This is a genomic window from Vreelandella rituensis, assembly GCF_003336665.1.
In the GTDB taxonomy this organism is placed as follows: domain Bacteria; phylum Pseudomonadota; class Gammaproteobacteria; order Pseudomonadales; family Halomonadaceae; genus Vreelandella; species Vreelandella rituensis.
The window spans coordinates 327,852-343,610 of the sequence record NZ_QPIJ01000001.1; the positions used below are offsets into that span (position 1 = coordinate 327,852).

The window sequence follows — 15,759 nt, forward strand, 5'->3', positions numbered from 1 at the left end:
ATCTTGTTCAGGGCAGCCTCGCTGCCCTGGTTCATTATCAGGCAGCGCGGCGCTGGCGCGGGAAATTGGCGGCGATCATGCGTTCATTTACCGCTTGTTGCTCCGCTGCCGTGAAACCGATGAAGCGGTAGGCATGGGTGATGGTCTCAAGCGATGCAGAACAGCGGATGCTGCTAATGGTGTGCCACCCGGCGATGTGCTCAGGGTGGCTCGCCGTGTTGGAGTCGGGCAGTCCAAAATCTCCATGGAGATTTTCTTGGGCAAGGTGGCTCTCTCCGGTGGATGCGCCCATAGGGTCGTGACACGGCAGAATGGCCTCTTGCTCGCACAGCAAGGCAACGGCCCAGGCGATCTTGGCGTCACTGATGGCGCGACCGTCTGTCTTGGCAAGCTCGCGCAGATCGAGGCGGTGACAGACCCGTAGCCGTGGGGAGTGTTCGGTGATGGTGCTGGCGCGGGGGTTGTCGCCTCGCATGTGCAGCAGGTGGCGATGGGTGACACTCTCCGGTGCGGCCATTCCCTCAGTTTCATGGGTGCGCGGGATGCAGAACCCGGCATAACGCGCTCCGCAGCGGCGCTCAGCGTACCAGTCAATCGCCACGCCCACTGGCTGAAAAGCGTTCCTTGGGGCGACGGTGTGACACTGGGGGCAGCCAAGGCGGTTGCCTGGGTGTTGGTCAAAGGTCTGATCGTGCGGCTGGAGTGGGACAGGAAGCTGGCAGCTTGGGCACTGTCTGGGCAGGCTTAGTGATGTCGTCATGCGGGTCTCCTTTCGCGGTTGCGAGAGTGGCGCGGCGGTTGCTGCGCGACACATGAACAGCGTACCTTATATGTGGGTTGTATGCAACGTATATATAGAGGCATTGGCTATGCTCCTTCCCCATGCAGAATAGGTTGGTGAGGGCCGTATGGTTGGGACGGGGCAGGTAGCCAAGCCAGCCGAGACTGGCACTGTTGGGCGAGGGTTCAGGTGTGCGCGGCCAGAGGGCGATCACCCAAGAACAGGAAGTCGCGGCCATGCTCCAGCAGTTGGCCGTCACCGTTGAGGTGGCGGTAGTTCACCTTGAGGGCCAGCGGCTGATCGGGACACTCAGGGTTCGCGCAGCCCAGCCGGAAGCCGAACATTTGCCACTCGCAGGTGCGGCAAAGGGTCATGGCGTCCAAGCCCAGCATATCCTCCATGCGCCACTGGTGGCGCTGCTCAGCCGTGGGCGGCTGAGACTTGATGGTGATAGCGCGTAGCTTCGCCTTGAGGGCGTCGTGAAGGACGTTGTTCATGGTGGCTCCTAAGCCGCTTGGCTGTCCTGACCGCAGTCGGGGAAGTGACGCGGCAATTGACGCCCGCTGGCCATGTCGAGAATGACCCCATTTTTGGTGGTCTCTCCGTGGCGAATCAGCTCCCAGATCAGGTTCATGCCTGCGGTCGTGACCATGCGGTTGATTAGGCAATCCTGCTTACCGAGAGCGTCGGCGGCGGAACAGGACTTGCGGGGGTCATCGGCCATGTCGGCAAGCTCAGGATAAAGCTCGACCACCGTTGGGTAGCGGTTATCCCCCAGGCGTCCGAGGATGGCCTGTCCGTTACGCTGGTTGTTGCCCAGATCGAGCCAGATGGGTTTGCTGTAGTGTTTTTGATCGGCGTAGGTCGCGTGAACCTCACGGCGGGCCGAGGGGGTATCGACGGCGGTGATGATAAGGTCGTGGCAGCCAGTGGTAATCAAATTACTGTCGCGGGCATCCTCAAAGCGAAACGGCAAGCCCTTCCAGTCGAGGCCCATCATGAGGTTGTACCGATTGGCCAGACAAATGGCCTTGTACTGGCCGAGGTCTCCCGGCCAGAACCGCTGGCGCACCAGATTGGCCTCGCGGACTTCGCCGTCATCGAGGATGGTCACGCTAAGCCCTTGGGGGTGGCCCAGCGCCAGCATAGCCACATGAAACTGCGCCAAGGCGTCAACAGCCTCGCCTCCGTTCCCCCCAGCACCGATTACCAGGACGTTGATGGCGTTTAGCCAGGAGCGCGGGGCGGTCAGTGTGTTAGCAGTCATTCGGACTCTCCTTAACCTTGACGCTCAAGGGCGTTGAGGAATCTGCCGAGGGTGGCATCGGTGGCGACGAGTTTGGCCGTGGGGAACCGCTTGGTGCCGTCGAAACGACCCAAGAGGTCGAGGTAGTCATCGAGGCTACTGATGCCCTTGAGAGGCTCCCTTCCCAGATGATTGTTTCTGCTTTCCCAGAGAAAGGCTTCCCAGGCGGGGATATGGGCTTCTGCCGCGTCCCTGGGAACGGTGCAGTTCCCCATGCAAAATTTGAAATCGCCAATCAGGTTGGGCAGCGGGACACGGTAAAGCGGGGTGTCCGCGCTAGGCCGCTTAGCCCCCTTGAATGCCGCGAAGTACAACGTGCCCCGGCACATGGCAGCCACCACTCCCGGCACCTTGAGGGTGAAGGTAATGGGGCTGCCCTTTTTATCCATGAAGCTAAGCTCGCGTACCTGGGGCGGCATCCACCAGACCAGCGCATAAGGGGTTTTCGCCAGCAGGTGATCGGGGAGCAGGTTAAGCCCTTGTTGTTCACGCTCGTTGAGCAGAATGTCACAAAATTCCTGCTTTTGCTCATGGCCGAACACCTGCCCTGCCCCCAGCGTGTAGTTCATGCGGCCCTGGCCTTTGTGAGGGAGCGCAATGATGTCGTGGCTGGTGATTTCCACGGAATTTGTTTGGGTGTTCTGGTGAAGCAGTATGGCGCGGGAATCGATATTATGGTTAAGCATGTCCGGCTCCTTGTTGGCGGTTGCCATCGGGTTGGGCGGTTGCCCTGATTGGGTTCAGTGTACCCGTATATAACGCGATGTCAACCCATATAACAGTCCTGCTCGGTATCGGCTTCACGCGCTACGCCCAGGGCATTGAGGTGATGACAAAGCCCGTTGGCCGCTTGCATGGCATTGATCGACAGGCGCAGGTCGTCGCTGGTGTCGCGGCCAAGGCGTATCACGGCGCTATCCCCTCCGCTGCACATAATGCTGTCGTGCTCCATTTCCGCCAAGGCGATTTCGGCTTCAAAAAACAGGCCGGGGCAGGCATGAATCAAGTGGGAGATAGGGGTGATTTCATCCAGGCTGCCGTCGGAGAGGCCGATGAACTCGTTGATGGCCGGTGGGCAGCCTGCTTCGACACGCTGGTTGAGCCAGTTGCGCCATGCCTGTAGAGCCGCCGCTGTCTTTGGAGCATGTTCCGCCACGCTGGGTAGCTCGTTATCAAAGCGCCCGTTGAGGGCTTCTAGGAGCGCCGTTTCATCGATGTGGTTGCCGTCACTAAAATCCTGAATCGGGTTTCTCAGTTTGGCTTGGCCCAAGTGATACGCCGCCAACTTTCCCGTCCAGTCGGCTAGCACTTCCATGCTAGGCGTAGCATAGCCCTTCATTTCGCAGTAAGTCTCGAACGACTCGAAGGGGTTGTGAATGTCTGCATGCGAGAAAGCATCAGTCACGCCAACCCCCGCGTCCTCCAGTATTTCCACGGCCACCTTGAGCAGGTTTTCGGCAGTGATCGGCAGGTTGCGCTGGCTGGCCCCATGCTCCAGTACAACCATATCTTCTTCGTACTGAGAGCAGTGCATATCAAGACTGAATTCGTAGGGAGCGACAAATTCCATGACCAGTCCCTGAGTGGCGGCGCAGATCATGCAGATCAGGTCGCGCAACTGGACATCAGCCGGAGCATCCTCAAGGGGCATCTTTAGATCGGTGACGTTGAGGGTTTCATCGAGTCCCCAATACAGCGCTACCTCCCTCTCCGCGAGAGGTACGTCATTATCCGAGAGTGACGCGAAAGAAAAGGCTACATAGTCATTGGTGTTCTCGGTACAGATGCTGCTCTCCATGGCGCTATTGAACCAGTCGGTAAGCATCCCTCTTTCGTCATGGTGCTGGGTCAGGGAGGCTTCCAGGTCGCTATCGGTGTAGAGGCCCGCTTCAAGGCCCGCATAAAGCAGCAGAGCCAGATCGCTCTCAGAGAGACCGGCGTCCATCTTCGCCGTAATCTCCTTGTTCAGGTGATCGGGGAAAGCGTGGGCCGTTTGGAAACGAAATTGATGGCCCAGCAGGTTGGCTGTTTCGTGTGCCACCAGCCGTAGGGCATCGTCGGGAAGCCCCAGATCGAACCAGTCCAGTTGCTGATCGGTAATCCAGCCGCCCTGCTCGCAGGTGCTGATGAAGCGGGCAAGGCTGGCGCTGTCCTCGCGGGGGAATGCCTTGGCAAGAATTTCCCCCAGCAAGCGCAACTGACCGACCGAAAGCGCGTTGCCCAGAGTGGGCAACATCATGGGGGTCAGCGAAGGATGGGAAGCCCCAGCGAAACCTTGGTCGATTTGTTGGAAAGTTGCCATAGCTTTTCCTTTTGGCGGCTGCTCAAGGCGCGGGGCGGTTGCCCCGCTGATTCGGTCGGGTCGAGAAGCGGAGCGCCCTCGGCCCAGGCATCAAGTCGGGCGCGTAGTGCTTCGCGCCGGGAGGCGTTTTGGCTCATGACTCACCCCTTGTCACCAAAATTGGCGCGAAGCTCATACACCAGTGCATCGCCCTCCTGTGTCGGGGGCACCACCTTGCCACCCAGCAGTTCGGGGTATTGGTTGGTGTAGTGCTCAAGCACCTCGGCTTGGGTCATGGTCGGGTTGGGGTCGGGCAGATCGCGGGACTTGAAGCGAAAGACGCGAATGACCTGAATTAGAGTGGCGCTCATATTGGTTCTCCGGTTGGATAGGCTGAGTGGCGGTTGCCTGGGTGTCACTGGCTAGAATTCGTCTGCACCCGATGGAGCAGCGGCGGGCATGGTGGTGGCCTGCTTGGGCTGGTTGTCCGGTTCATCGTCCTGGCTGGCCTTTTGCTTTGGCGAAGCCTTGGGTTTCGGGGCTGGTTTGGCATTGTCGGCAGCGCTCTTGGCTTGCTGCATCCGCAGGATTGAGGCGGCGGTTTCATCGACATGCCGTGCGTACTTGTTGATGTGCGCCTTGAGTTCGTACTCGCAGTCAGCGGCGGTGCCTTGAATAACCAGCGGCATGGCAAGGGAGGCCCGACGCTGCGCTTCCTGCTCGGTTGCGTCCTTGCTCGTAGGGCCGAGGTTGGCGGAAATGATGAGTCGCAATTCGGGGTCAGCGCCCTCCTTCGTGGTGCTGATGTTGACGCTGAGCTTGTCGCCGTGGCGGGACATGACCTGACTCAAAAGGGCAAACAGTGACATTGGGTGGCTCCTTCATATATGGGTTGTGTTCAATATATATATGAATGAGGTGATGGTCAAGCGCCGCTTGTAAAAAAACTTGGTGGTGACGGCCAGTCCGTCAGGTGGAGTGGAATGTCATGGTTGTTTTGCAAAGGATTGCCGCAGGCAACGGCATTGGCGGCTGATTGCTTTGTCAGGCATGGCCTTTGAATACCATTGCCTTTGCCAATCACAGGTGTTAACCCGAAAAGGGGCTATTTAGAAACGGCATTGCTAGTCAAGGTCATTAGCTGGCACTGGCTTAGGTAGCAGTAGCCATTTATAGAGACGGGTAAGGGATTCACGCCTTCAATGCCAATCTGGACGTTTCCGGCACTGTTAAGGACACGCAGAAGGCATTTTTTGCTGAGTAAGCAGGCTGAGAAACCACTTTGCCGCGTCTTTAGCACTCAAATGAGGCGCTACCCCACGCGCATCATAATGGTTGCTGTACAAGGGCGTTGCCATTCAAAGCCATTGAAAAGCACAGCCAATGCCAAGCAAGGTATATAGTAGCCTTCTATATCGGGCTATAGTGGCCTTTACGCTTCAAGGCCATTGCCAAGCAAATGCTTTGACTGGCCTATACATTGCGTATGGATAGGTATTGGATTATTCTTACCCTGGGTGCCGCAATAGCCGCCAACGCCCGTTTCACAACCACGAAAGGACAACTACTATGCCCATTGTAGCCGCGATGGATCTAGGATACTCGAATGCTAAATTAGCATGGCTGCATTCTTCTGGAGCGCCGCTGGAAGATTTATACCTGGGGATTCGACATTCCCGCAGTGATGACCCTGACAAGCGCGCAGCCTCGGCGCTCAAGACGCGCCTGTTTCCCGCTGGCGCGGCACCGATTGACGCCTTGGCCGACTCGCGTTCAGAGGAAATGCCAGGGCACATCGTCAAGGTCAACGGCGAGGATTGGCGAGCGCCAGTCGATTTCAAGGATATTCAGGGGAATTACCGCGATTTTTCCAGCGAGTACGTTAAACGCGATGTTTGGCTGGCGCTGTTAAAGGGCTGTCTGGCCGAAATTGGGGAGCCTGAAATTGAGACGCTGGTGCTTGGTTTGCCGTCCAATGAGTATTACAACAGCCCAGACTTAGAGAAGACCATCATCGGTCGAGCAAAAGGCAAGCATGAGTTGGATGGGCTGACAGTCAACGTCAAAGAGGTTCTGGTCGTGCCGCAGCCCCTGGGCACGTTCTATGGCCAGTTGCTTTCATCCGACAAGGAACGCGCCGAATTTCTGCTTGAGTCGTTGGTGCTGGTGATCGACCCCGGTTTCTATTCCTGTGATGTGGTGCTTATCAATGAGGGCAAACGCATCTATCAGGATTCGAGCGTTTCGACGCCCAACAGCGTCAAGGCGATCTGTGACCAGCTTCGGGCGCACTTGAAAGAAACGCATCAAATACCGATACCGGAGGGGCGTCTTGAGAGTCAGTTGCGCCAGGGCAAATACACCGTGGCGGGCGCGAAAGGGCTTCACAATTTCAAGGATGACTTGAAAGTGATCGCCAAGGACGTGGCAACCTCGGCACTGGACGGTATCCGCTCTCAGTTGCACAGTTCGGGCCACGAACCCAACATTGCGATTTTGACAGGCGGGGGAGCCGATCTGTTTGAACCCCATGTGAAGGAAGGCACCAAGGTAGCGGCAGTTTACAAGACCGACGATCCCGTTATGATGAATGTCATCGGCTTTCTACGCGCCGCCTGCTGAGCATCGACCAATAGGAGTGGCCTGGGCGACCAGGCCATAAGAAGTGCCAATGACACCGATCACGATTAATTACTATATCAGCGCCAGGTCAGCGCCACTGGTCTACCGTCACATGCTGGCGCAGCAACCTCACCATCGTAAGCGCCATATCGGTTCCATCCTGCCGATGGGGTGCGAAGTGGTGTTGCGAACTTTGAGGCTTGGGGGGAGCTTGTACAGTGGGGGCAAGCTCAATCCTGCCGAGTTCGCCGTACCAGGACGCGATGATTCAGACTGGTCGAGCACGATGGTCAGCATCACGATCTATCCCTATGTCACCCCGCTTCTGTATGAGGCCATCGATGGGCGTTCGGAAGGTGAAGTGCGTACCATCGTGACAACCCTGCTTGAGAGCTACTTGCTTACGCTTGGCGCGACCACGGCTCCCTTGGACAGCGTGACGGCAAGAGCACCTGGCCCTGTCAAAATCTCCATGGAGATTTCTGAATCTTCCCCGGCAGAGCAGGCAGTGCCTGCCGAGACTCAAGAGACTGAGGCTGCAACACCCGCGCCACAGACAGCTAAGCCTGACAGTCCAGAGGCGAAGCAGGTTAATGAGAAGGCATCACCCACGCCATCCGATACCCGCCCTTCTGAACCCGAAAGCCAGAAGCGAAAGGCGGTGGACGAGCATGAAGATGAGGGGATGGAGTCAGTCCTTGATATGATTGCCAAGAAGGGCAAGGCAACCTAAGTATCTAGTTCCCTTTCAAATAGGCCGGTGCAATAGCACCGGCTTTTTTGTGCCAGATTTTGATTCTGACTTTAAGCCATTAATGGGAATAGTTCCCATTTAAATCTCCATGGAGATTTTGAACGTGTGACAAGGTTGTAGATAAATAAAACCTCCAAGGGGATTTTCCGAGCGGAATGCGTGGCGTATTTCCGTTGTTCGTTCAAGCATCAAGCCATAGCTTGCAACGCCTGCCCCTACCAAAATCTCCATGGAGATTTTGCTAGACGCTGCTGTGTTTCACCACAGCATCCATGCAAGCACCCAAGCCAAGGGTTGCGGTTGTTTTGCTGGCCCATTAAATCTCCATGGAGATTTTGACGCACACAAAAAAGCCCAGCGTTAGCTGGGCAAGGTGAGAGGGTGGTTAGAACTCAAGCGGCCTGCTGTTCCTCCGTCTGGCCCTGGTCGTCGCTTTGGCTCTCTGGCTGTGCGGCCTCTGTCGGCGCTGCGTCTTCGGTCTCGGTGCTGGGCGCGTAGCCGTAGTACCCCAGCGTGAAGCCATGAGGCTCATAACCCCGCCAGTCGAACTCAGTGAAGGACAGCAAGGCTTCCTTAATCTCGGGCATTTTCTTTTTGGTGAGGTCATTGAAAGCGCCCTTCTTGTTCGCTTCATCGTATGCCTCGGCAAACCCGGATTCGCGGGCATCGATCAGGATTGCGCCTTTGGTCTGGGCATCAAGGTAGGTCTGATCGACGGCATCCCATTCAGCGGTATTCGCCTGCGTCTCCTTGAGAATGGCAAGGTTGGTGCGGCCTGCCTTCGACGCCTCGAACTGATCGGTACTGTCCGTCTGGAAGGCCATCATTGCGCTGATTTCAATCATGGCATTGATTAGGGACTTGCCCTCGACGCGGGAAAGGCTGACCACCAGTTCGGGTTCATTGGTCTGCGAGCGTAGCAGCGTGGTGTCGCCCCCCAGGTTCTGGATGACCTGCTTGGCACGTTCGCTGGTCTTGGTATCAGTGGCGGACATGACGGCCTTGGTCAGCTCCACCAGACTGATGGCAAGGCCCATGACCGGGTTCTTAGTGATGGCATGTTCGGTGATAGAGGCAAAGCGGTTGAATGCAGCCCGCTTAACGCCCTTACGTAGTTGGGCAGGCTTGGTTTTGCTCGCGTCCGATTTCTTACCCGCCTTGCCGGTGCTAGGCGAAGCAGGCGTGGCTTGCGCGTCTTGTGCGGCACTTGCTGGCGCTTCCTCGGAGACGGCATTAACTACCTTGGCGTATGCCTCGCGCATGTCCGTATGACATGCCATGTTGAAGCAGACGCCGTTGGTTGGCTGCCCTTCCTGGCCGAAGCCGGTTGAAATGACCGAACCATAATGCTCGCAGGTTGGGCAAGACATGGCCTGTGCTTGACCTACACCATCATCCCCGCTGGCCACGATCAGCTTATAGCCATTGGCTGTAACCTCGGTATCCAAATGAGCAACACCGTATTCCTGACGCGCATCCGAGACGATGATGTCGAGTTGCGTCTTGGTTTTTTCAGCCCAGCAAGCTGGCTCGAAGCACTGAGCCTTTTGAGCATTTTCCTCGGCATCAAAGAGGTCGGTATTACTTACCGAGTTGTGGCGGCAGGTCTGGCAGGCGTCGGTGGGAAAGCAGGCATCCTTGATGTAGGGATGGACTTTCTTGAGGCGCTGGCGGGCAAACTCGACGGTCATTTCATCTTCGATGATTCGCGTGAGTACCTTGATCTGATTTTTTTCGCTCATGGGGGCCATGATCTCGGCATGGCCGATCTTAATGGTGCCGTCGATCAGGGCGGCGCTGACCGCTTCACAGCAATGCGAGAGCAACAAGCGATTGTCCAGTTTGCTGCGGGTCCAGCCCAACTGCTTGCGTGCTTCCTCATGGTTCTGGTGATGGGCTTCCATCATGTCTGCGGCCAACCATGCTTCCTCGATAGGCGAGAGGTCAGCGCGTTTCAGGTTCTCGGTAGCCGCGACCAGCTTGGCATCATAGTCGTTTAGAAGCTGAATGGAGGCAGGGATGCTATCAAGGCCGAGCGTTACGCTGGCTTCAAATCGGGTATCCCCGGCCACCACCTCAAACATGCCTTCATGGTCAAGGGAGGGGCGCACGATGATCGGTTGCAGCACACCGCGCTCACGGATGCTTTCAAGAATTTCTGCGAACACGGCGGCATTGCGGTGCTTGCGTGGGTTCAGGCGAGTGGAGCGGTGAACCTTATCCAGGGCGAGGTGCTGGAGGCTGTTCTGTTCGTTGGCTTGTGCGGTCATGTCAATTCTCCTTGGACTAGCGGTTGCTGTCGTGGATGGCCTGCTAGTGCAGGCGGTGCTGCGAAGTGTGATAAGTATCCATGGATACTCGGGAGGCTTGGATTGCTGGGTAGGCAATAGGCCCAGAGGTCTCTCCGGTCTCCTGTGCCAGGGTTAGCAACATGCTGGCATCGTGCTCAAAGGCTTCGTCCCGAATGAAGCTCATGGCAATCTCGGTAAGGTTGGCGATACGCGGGGCTTGGCGTAGGCGAGGCTCCATGCGGGTAAGAATTTCACTCACGATCTGTTGATCGACAGGGTGCAGATTACCGACGCCCTGAACACTGATGTTCTGTGAGCTGCTTGGTGGGATAACGATCTTGGCCATCGGTGACCTCCTGCCTTACGTATATGGGTTGCGTTAAATATATATACGATGAGCGGGGCAGTCAAGACATTTCTTTTAGCGGCAGAAGAAGTGCGCCGGTAATGGCGCATAATCGTTTAGGTTTGGTATAGTGATGAGTGTGCCAATGGCGAGTCCCAAGGCTTGAGCCCTTAGCCCCTGATAGAGGACGCGGCTTGCCCCCGTAAACGGACATCAAAGGAATCAAAGAAGATGCCAGTAATAATTTCCATGCCGAATCAAAAAGGCGGTGTCGGCAAGACGACCCTTGCGCTACACCTTGCTTGGCGTTGCCAGGAATTGGGCCTCAAGACCTTGACCGTAGACCTCGACCCCCAGGGTAACTTTTCGGAGAGCATGGTAGGTATTGAGGTGCTCGATGAAATCGAAGTCGAGGATGCTGCCCTGTTTGCCCGACTACAGGAGAATGGCCAAGCCCTTGAAGGCGACATATGCCGTCGCTCCTACCATTTGTTCAGTGACATCCTGCCAGCGCCATTGGCCCCCTACCCCACGCATCTTCCCAACCTGGATATTCTCCCGGCTAACATTAATGACGATCCGCTGTCGGCAATGAATCAGCAAAGCACAGGCACGGCCATGAATCCGGCACGGCACCTGGCAACCATCGCTGATCAGTACGATGTGGTGGTCATTGATGTGCCCCCTGGAAAAGGCACCGTGCATTTGGGTGGCGTGATTGCCGCGAACAAGGTGGTATTGCCAGTGATGATGTCTGCTTTTCCCATGCGAGGAATCGCGGGGATGTTGACCACGTTGAAACAACTAAAGGAACAGGGTGTTCGCACCGACCTCCTGGGGGTCGTCGTCAATATTTACAGCTCCCGGTCAAAGGAGCATGTCGAAGGGGTGCAGTTGCTGAAGGAACGGCTGGGGTCACTGCTGCTTAACAACAAAATAGGGTATCGTGCTTCCTTGGATACGGCAGTGGGCGCTATGAAGCCGGTGTGGAAGGTCGGTACTGGCGCTGCGCGGGAAACGGCCAAACAGGTACGTGGCGTGGTGGATGAAATTATTGCCAAGGCGGGATTCGAGACGTACCTTGCGGCGGAACGACAGGCCAAGGTGACGGTTAACACCAAGCCCGCCAAACCCAAGGCTGCCAAGCCCAAAGCCAAGAAGAAAAAACCTGCTACCACTACGAAAGAGGTGAAATCATGAGTCCCGCTCGCCCCGGTCTCGGTATTAATGATCGTATCTCAGCCCTGGAGGTGCCTGCCCCCACGGTTGGCGAGGTGCTTTCCATCAGCCTTGAGGATGTGACGATTCACCCCCAGGTGCGCCGGAACATCGAGCCTGCCAAGCTGGAAGAGTTGATGGATGCTATTCGGCAGGAAGGCCAGCGCCAGCCCGTCGAAGCCTATTTCGAGAGTAACAGCTACGTCCTGGTAACAGGTGAGCGGCGCTTCCAGGCTCTGACCAAGCTGGGCCGCAGCGTCATTGAAGTCAAGGCCATCAAGAAGCCGACCCCGACCGAGCTTATCTACCTCCAGGTGACGGAGAACGAGAAGCGCGAAGCCTTGGGTGCAATTGACCTGGCGTTGGCGATCAAGGAGCTTGCTGCCGCTGGAGAGGATAACGCCAGCATTGCCTCGCGCCTGGGAATGAGCGCCAGCGTGGTGGGGCGCTACAAGGCCATCGGCAAGGGCAGCCAGCGCATCCACAATGCCTATCACAGTGGGGTCAAAGACCTTCGCGCCCTGGAGCTACTCGCCCAGATCGAGGCCAAGTGGCCTAACGCCTTTGATGAACTGCTCGATCAGGTGGTCTCCGGCAAGATCATGCGGGATGAACTCGAGACCTGGAAGAAGCACTTGAAGGCCAATGGTGAGATGCCCAAAGCCGAAGCAGCGCCTGCGGCGTCCGCCGCCCCAGCCGATGACGCCCAGGCGGTAGTGGACGGGGCAGCTAATGATGCCGATCCTGACATGGTGGCAGATTCCTCAGTGCTGGCTGGTGAGGATGAGCCGGAACAGGAAAGCGACGACCCTACATTGACCACGGTCGAGGCCCAGGCCGAGGCTTTGGCGGACGCTGAAAGCGAGGCGGCGGGTGCGGGCGACTTGCCTTGGGAAGATGCCTCCGAGGAAGGCGACAGCCAAGGCGAATCATCGGAGGATAAGCCACAGACGGCTGCTCCTTCGCCCGCCAAGATGACTCCGGCAACGCCGGTCGAGAAGCACTATGAACCCACGCATGAAGACAGCAAGCCCGAGCAAATCTGTATCGTGGTAAAAGGCAAGCTCGCCAGCGGTGAAGCGATCAAGGGAACCCTGATGCTCGATCGCGTTGACCAGGATTCAAACTGGGCCTGGGTGCAGCCGGATGACGCTGACCAATTGCCGGTCAAGATCGAAGCCAAGAAACTCAAGATGGTATCGGTTACCGCCTGACCTGTACTTGCTGATAGATCTGACCTCGGCGGCTGAAGCCCCTCTCGCGGTAACGTGGAGGGGCTTTTCTTTGGGTAACGGCGAATACCGAAGAACAGCCGCTGGACGGTTGTCAGGCCCGACCTGTGAGCCGGTTCCCCCAGAGCACGGTGGTTCAGGTAAGATGAGGGTATCCCAGCCTTTTGGCTGTACTACTGAGAGGAACCCATATGGGAATTTCACGAAAGCGCATGGCGGTGACTGCAACGATCTTAGCGGGGCTGGCCGCTGGCGCGGCGATGATGATGACGCTAGGCGCTGGACAGGCGATGGCTGAGCCGGTGGTCACCGTGCATAGCGACCCCAATTGTGGCTGCTGTTCAGGGCACGTCGAGCACATGAAGGCCAGCGGCTTTGATGTCGAGCATATCAAGACCGACGACATGCGCTCCATCAAGCGTGAACATGGTATCACCTCGAACCTCGCTTCCTGCCATACCTCCACAGTGGACGGCTATGTGATCGAGGGGCATGTGCCTGCCTCGGATATTCGCAAGCTGCTGGAGACGCGCCCTGATGTTGCAGGGATTGCCGCACCGGGAATGCCGAGCGGTTCCCCTGGCATGGAGAACGGGCGCGTGGACACCTATTCGGTGTTGTCTTGGAAAGAGATCAGCGGGCCTACCGAAGTGTTTGCCACCCATCCAGAGTGATAGCTGATCGCGGGCCTGTCCTATTGATAATTGTAAAAGGGCGCGCCTGCGGTTTTCGGTGACGGTGTAATGAAAGATTCTGTCAGTCACAAAATCCCTTATGGACTGAGGGACGGTAGGGCCATCCATATCAGCGAGGTTCCCGTAGGCAAGAATGGGCTGCGCTGTGAATGCGTTTGCCCTGCTTGCGGTCATCAGCTTCTCGCTAAGATGGGGCCGAAGGTCTCGCACTACTTTGCCCATTATATTGACAGCAATTGCGTCACAGCGGCTGAGACAGGGATTCACCTTCGCGCAAAGGAGCTGCTGCAGGATCGCAAAAGGTTCCGACTCCCTGAAAAAGAAGTCACGGTCAGGCGGCACCACGAAGATAGCCACGTTTCGACCGCCTCCTTTCTAGTCAAGGATGGAACGCCTGCCTGTTTCGACAGAGTGGATCTGGAGCAGCCGGAGGATGGGTTTCAGCCTGACGTGACCGGCTATATTGGGACGCGAAAGCTGTTTATCGAGATTCGAGTGACCCATGCGGTTGATAGCGAGAAACGCGACAGGATCAAAGCTGCTGGCGCTTCGTGTGTCGAAGTGGACCTCTCCAAGCTGGACCGCTTTGCTACCCCCTCTGAGATAGAAACTCACCTTGATAACACCTTAAACAGCACTTGGATTTTCCATGCCAGGGAAATTTCTCTTCTCAATCAGTTACACGTAGATCTTGAAGCCGACTACCAAACCATGGTGGCTGAGAACCATAAAATTGCTGAAAATGAAAAACGCAGTGCCCAGCGCAAGGCGGATTTTAAGACAGCTCTGGGGCACCTGGGTCGAAAGTTATCAGAACGCATTGCACGTCATGCCATTATCCCAAGCTATCCAGCCTACAGTGATTCGCGCCCCTTGAGCCTGGTTAGCCATAACGAGAGCTTGAATGCGGCAACCCTTGAGTGTGGCGAAACGAATCACAAGGCGGGCGAGATAGTGCTGGTTGCCTGGGTTTACAAGCAGGCACGTCACTATCTCCACAGAAATGCTCGTTCGTTAGACATACCGTATTGTACGGTTGATATTGCCCCCTTACTGGCGCTGCATAACCCCCCTCATAATCCTATCTGTGAAGCTGATATCGACTGTTTCTTGCTGGAGTCTGTCGTTGATTCGCTACGCAATAGTCAGCAATGGCACGTTCGTCCGGGTTGGCTAAAAGCGAAAGAGGCAGAAGAAACAGCCATTGCTCGCCGGCAGGAAGAAAGCCGTATTAATGCTGAGAGAGCGGCAAGCGTAGCCAGGCACCGCGAGCGCTACCATCAGGCTGCAAGGGAGCGGACGCGACAACTAAACGAAGGTGTGGCTCGTTTGGGGCTACTGGCTTCTGAATGCCAAAGTCGTGCGGAGGCCATCGAAAGAGCGAGGGGACGTACCGACATTGCGATTAGAGCGCGCTGGGCGTTAGTTTCCGAGGGAGGGGCAGTCACAACCCAAGTATTCAACCATATCAATATTGAAAGCTTTGACGGCTCGATGAGCCCTCTTGGTTTCCCTTATCCACATGAATGGGCCTATTCGGAACATCCTGACTTCATCAAAGCACTCGTGGTAGATCGAGTGCTGGCTAAAAGGGGGTATCGCTCGCGGCAAAAAACGCTTTCGATGCTGGATATCGATTCGATATTCTCGGAAGTCGTTACTGCCTTGACGAGGGATAAGACTATTTTTCACCTATTGGGCGCATCTAGGGTAGCCAATCTGGTCTTCGCTAAAATAGGAGAACTTAGGAGCATTGGAGAAGGTGGCGTGGTCACGCCCATGGCAGACGCACCTTTCCCAGAATTGGACGAGGCGAACAGGTTAATGCTGGAGGCGATAAAGCCATTTCATGACTCTGACTTGCGCACGATTTCCCCTAACGCAAAAGAGACAAGGAGCAAATTTCTTTCTCTTTTGTGTGATGACATGGTGCACGTTGGGATTTTATATCCTGCTCCAGTGGATGAGAGGAGAGATCATATTCCTCGTTTTTGGCTGCAAGCACGATAACCATTTCCTTTGGAGACGATTATCGAAAGCGCGAAATACAAGCGCAATGGCAGGCATTCAATTTTTCAAGGTTCAGCACCTTGGGCAGTTAATCTACGCCCACTCTCGGTTTCAAGCCCCTGTAATCGAGATGCTTTATGGCTGATCGGTAGAACTTCGGGTAAACTTCAACCGATTGAGTTAAAGCACAGCACCGATATAAGCAGGGAACCTATGACACCGC

16 protein-coding genes are annotated in these 15,759 nt (G+C 56.3%); 6 read left to right on the forward strand and 10 right to left on the reverse strand.

Translation table 11 applies throughout. From position 1 onward, the window contains the following. Window positions 1-37: 37 nt before the first annotated feature. The 8 genes from DU506_RS01635 to DU506_RS01670 all read right to left on the reverse strand — a co-directional run bounded on the left by DU506_RS01635 (window position 38) and on the right by DU506_RS01670 (window position 5,237). Window positions 38-760, reverse strand: a complete 723-nt coding sequence (locus DU506_RS01635; RefSeq protein ID WP_147273727.1) for a hypothetical protein — start codon at window positions 758-760, stop codon at window positions 38-40. A 206-nt stretch (window positions 761-966) separates the two neighbouring features. Further along, window positions 967-1,278, reverse strand: coding sequence for a hypothetical protein (locus tag DU506_RS01640; RefSeq protein WP_114485215.1), 312 nt, complete (start codon window positions 1,276-1,278; stop codon window positions 967-969). Window positions 1,279-1,286: 8 nt separating this feature from the next. After that, window positions 1,287-2,048, reverse strand: a complete 762-nt coding sequence (locus tag DU506_RS01645; protein WP_114485216.1) for a PRTRC system ThiF family protein — start codon at window positions 2,046-2,048, stop codon at window positions 1,287-1,289. Between the two features lie 11 nt (window positions 2,049-2,059). Further along, on the reverse strand, window positions 2,060-2,773 hold the full coding sequence (locus DU506_RS01650; protein ID WP_181870663.1) for a hypothetical protein: 714 nt from the start codon (window positions 2,771-2,773) through the stop codon (window positions 2,060-2,062). 80 nt (window positions 2,774-2,853) lie between these two features. Next, on the reverse strand, window positions 2,854-4,389 hold the full coding sequence (locus tag DU506_RS01655; RefSeq protein ID WP_181870664.1) for a hypothetical protein: 1,536 nt from the start codon (window positions 4,387-4,389) through the stop codon (window positions 2,854-2,856). Then, complete coding sequence (locus DU506_RS01660; protein WP_114485219.1) at window positions 4,332-4,526, reverse strand: hypothetical protein; 195 nt, start codon at window positions 4,524-4,526, stop codon at window positions 4,332-4,334. Before DU506_RS01660 ends, DU506_RS01655 begins: the two co-directional genes overlap by 58 nt. Before the next feature lie 3 nt (window positions 4,527-4,529). Further along, window positions 4,530-4,739: a PRTRC system protein C gene (locus tag DU506_RS01665; RefSeq protein WP_114485220.1), complete on the reverse strand. Its 210-nt coding sequence runs from the start codon at window positions 4,737-4,739 to the stop codon at window positions 4,530-4,532. Window positions 4,740-4,790: 51 nt separating this feature from the next. Continuing rightward, the gene (locus DU506_RS01670; RefSeq protein ID WP_114485221.1) at window positions 4,791-5,237 is read right to left on the reverse strand and encodes a single stranded DNA-binding domain-containing protein; all 447 of its coding nucleotides are present in this window, start codon (window positions 5,235-5,237) and stop codon (window positions 4,791-4,793) included. Window positions 5,238-5,937: 700 nt separating this feature from the next. Here DU506_RS01670 and DU506_RS01675 point away from each other — a divergent pair. Both DU506_RS01675 and DU506_RS01680 read left to right on the forward strand, forming a co-directional pair. Then, window positions 5,938-6,990 (forward strand): ParM/StbA family protein, encoded by a 1,053-nt coding sequence (locus tag DU506_RS01675; RefSeq protein WP_114485222.1) that lies wholly within the window; start codon window positions 5,938-5,940, stop codon window positions 6,988-6,990. A gap of 49 nt (window positions 6,991-7,039) precedes the next feature. Then, entirely contained in the window at window positions 7,040-7,723 is a 684-nt protein-coding gene (locus tag DU506_RS01680; protein ID WP_114485223.1) for a superantigen-like protein SSL4, read from the forward strand. A 413-nt stretch (window positions 7,724-8,136) separates the two neighbouring features. On the opposite strand, the gene DU506_RS01685 is transcribed toward DU506_RS01680, so the two are convergent. Then, a complete protein-coding gene (locus DU506_RS01685; RefSeq protein WP_114485224.1) occupies window positions 8,137-10,014 on the reverse strand; it encodes a PRTRC system ParB family protein in 1,878 nt (625 codons plus the stop codon). Window positions 10,015-10,057: 43 nt separating this feature from the next. After that, on the reverse strand, window positions 10,058-10,381 hold the full coding sequence (locus DU506_RS01690) for a hypothetical protein (RefSeq protein WP_114485225.1): 324 nt from the start codon (window positions 10,379-10,381) through the stop codon (window positions 10,058-10,060). Window positions 10,382-10,612: 231 nt separating this feature from the next. On the opposite strand from DU506_RS01690, the gene DU506_RS01695 reads away from it, so the two are divergent. The 4 genes from DU506_RS01695 (at window position 10,613) to DU506_RS01710 (ending at window position 15,536) form a co-directional block, all read left to right on the forward strand. Further along, window positions 10,613-11,581, forward strand: a complete 969-nt coding sequence (locus DU506_RS01695) for a ParA family protein (RefSeq protein ID WP_114485226.1) — start codon at window positions 10,613-10,615, stop codon at window positions 11,579-11,581. After that, a complete protein-coding gene (locus tag DU506_RS01700; RefSeq protein WP_114485227.1) occupies window positions 11,578-12,813 on the forward strand; it encodes a ParB/RepB/Spo0J family partition protein in 1,236 nt (411 codons plus the stop codon). The genes DU506_RS01695 and DU506_RS01700 overlap by 4 nt, the downstream gene beginning before the upstream one ends. A gap of 209 nt (window positions 12,814-13,022) precedes the next feature. After that, a complete protein-coding gene (locus tag DU506_RS01705; RefSeq protein ID WP_114485228.1) occupies window positions 13,023-13,505 on the forward strand; it encodes a DUF411 domain-containing protein in 483 nt (160 codons plus the stop codon). Between the two features lie 69 nt (window positions 13,506-13,574). Continuing rightward, the gene (locus DU506_RS01710; protein ID WP_114485229.1) at window positions 13,575-15,536 is read left to right on the forward strand and encodes a competence protein CoiA family protein; all 1,962 of its coding nucleotides are present in this window, start codon (window positions 13,575-13,577) and stop codon (window positions 15,534-15,536) included. The last annotated feature ends 223 nt before the right edge of the window (window positions 15,537-15,759 follow it).

Excerpts from the sequence above, each read along its gene's own strand:
- DU506_RS01665 (WP_114485220.1), bottom strand. The coding sequence starts at position 4,739 with ATGAGCGCCACTCTAATTCAGGTCATTCGCGTCTTTCGCTTCAAGTCC.
- DU506_RS01690 (WP_114485225.1), bottom strand. The coding sequence starts at position 10,381 with ATGGCCAAGATCGTTATCCCACCAAGCAGCTCACAGAACATCAGTGTT.
- DU506_RS01685 (WP_114485224.1), bottom strand. The coding sequence starts at position 10,014 with ATGACCGCACAAGCCAACGAACAGAACAGCCTCCAGCACCTCGCCCTG.
- DU506_RS01650 (WP_181870663.1), bottom strand. The coding sequence starts at position 2,773 with ATGCTTAACCATAATATCGATTCCCGCGCCATACTGCTTCACCAGAAC.
- DU506_RS01705 (WP_114485228.1), top strand. The coding sequence starts at position 13,023 with ATGGGAATTTCACGAAAGCGCATGGCGGTGACTGCAACGATCTTAGCG.
- DU506_RS01645 (WP_114485216.1), bottom strand. The coding sequence starts at position 2,048 with ATGACTGCTAACACACTGACCGCCCCGCGCTCCTGGCTAAACGCCATC.
- DU506_RS01680 (WP_114485223.1), top strand. The coding sequence starts at position 7,040 with ATGACACCGATCACGATTAATTACTATATCAGCGCCAGGTCAGCGCCA.
- DU506_RS01700 (WP_114485227.1), top strand. The coding sequence starts at position 11,578 with ATGAGTCCCGCTCGCCCCGGTCTCGGTATTAATGATCGTATCTCAGCC.
- DU506_RS01640 (WP_114485215.1), bottom strand. The coding sequence starts at position 1,278 with ATGAACAACGTCCTTCACGACGCCCTCAAGGCGAAGCTACGCGCTATC.
- DU506_RS01655 (WP_181870664.1), bottom strand. The coding sequence starts at position 4,389 with ATGGCAACTTTCCAACAAATCGACCAAGGTTTCGCTGGGGCTTCCCAT.
- DU506_RS01670 (WP_114485221.1), bottom strand. The coding sequence starts at position 5,237 with ATGTCACTGTTTGCCCTTTTGAGTCAGGTCATGTCCCGCCACGGCGAC.
- DU506_RS01675 (WP_114485222.1), top strand. The coding sequence starts at position 5,938 with ATGCCCATTGTAGCCGCGATGGATCTAGGATACTCGAATGCTAAATTA.
- DU506_RS01635 (WP_147273727.1), bottom strand. The coding sequence starts at position 760 with ATGACGACATCACTAAGCCTGCCCAGACAGTGCCCAAGCTGCCAGCTT.
- DU506_RS01695 (WP_114485226.1), top strand. The coding sequence starts at position 10,613 with ATGCCAGTAATAATTTCCATGCCGAATCAAAAAGGCGGTGTCGGCAAG.
- DU506_RS01660 (WP_114485219.1), bottom strand. The coding sequence starts at position 4,526 with ATGAGCCAAAACGCCTCCCGGCGCGAAGCACTACGCGCCCGACTTGAT.
- DU506_RS01710 (WP_114485229.1), top strand. The coding sequence starts at position 13,575 with ATGAAAGATTCTGTCAGTCACAAAATCCCTTATGGACTGAGGGACGGT.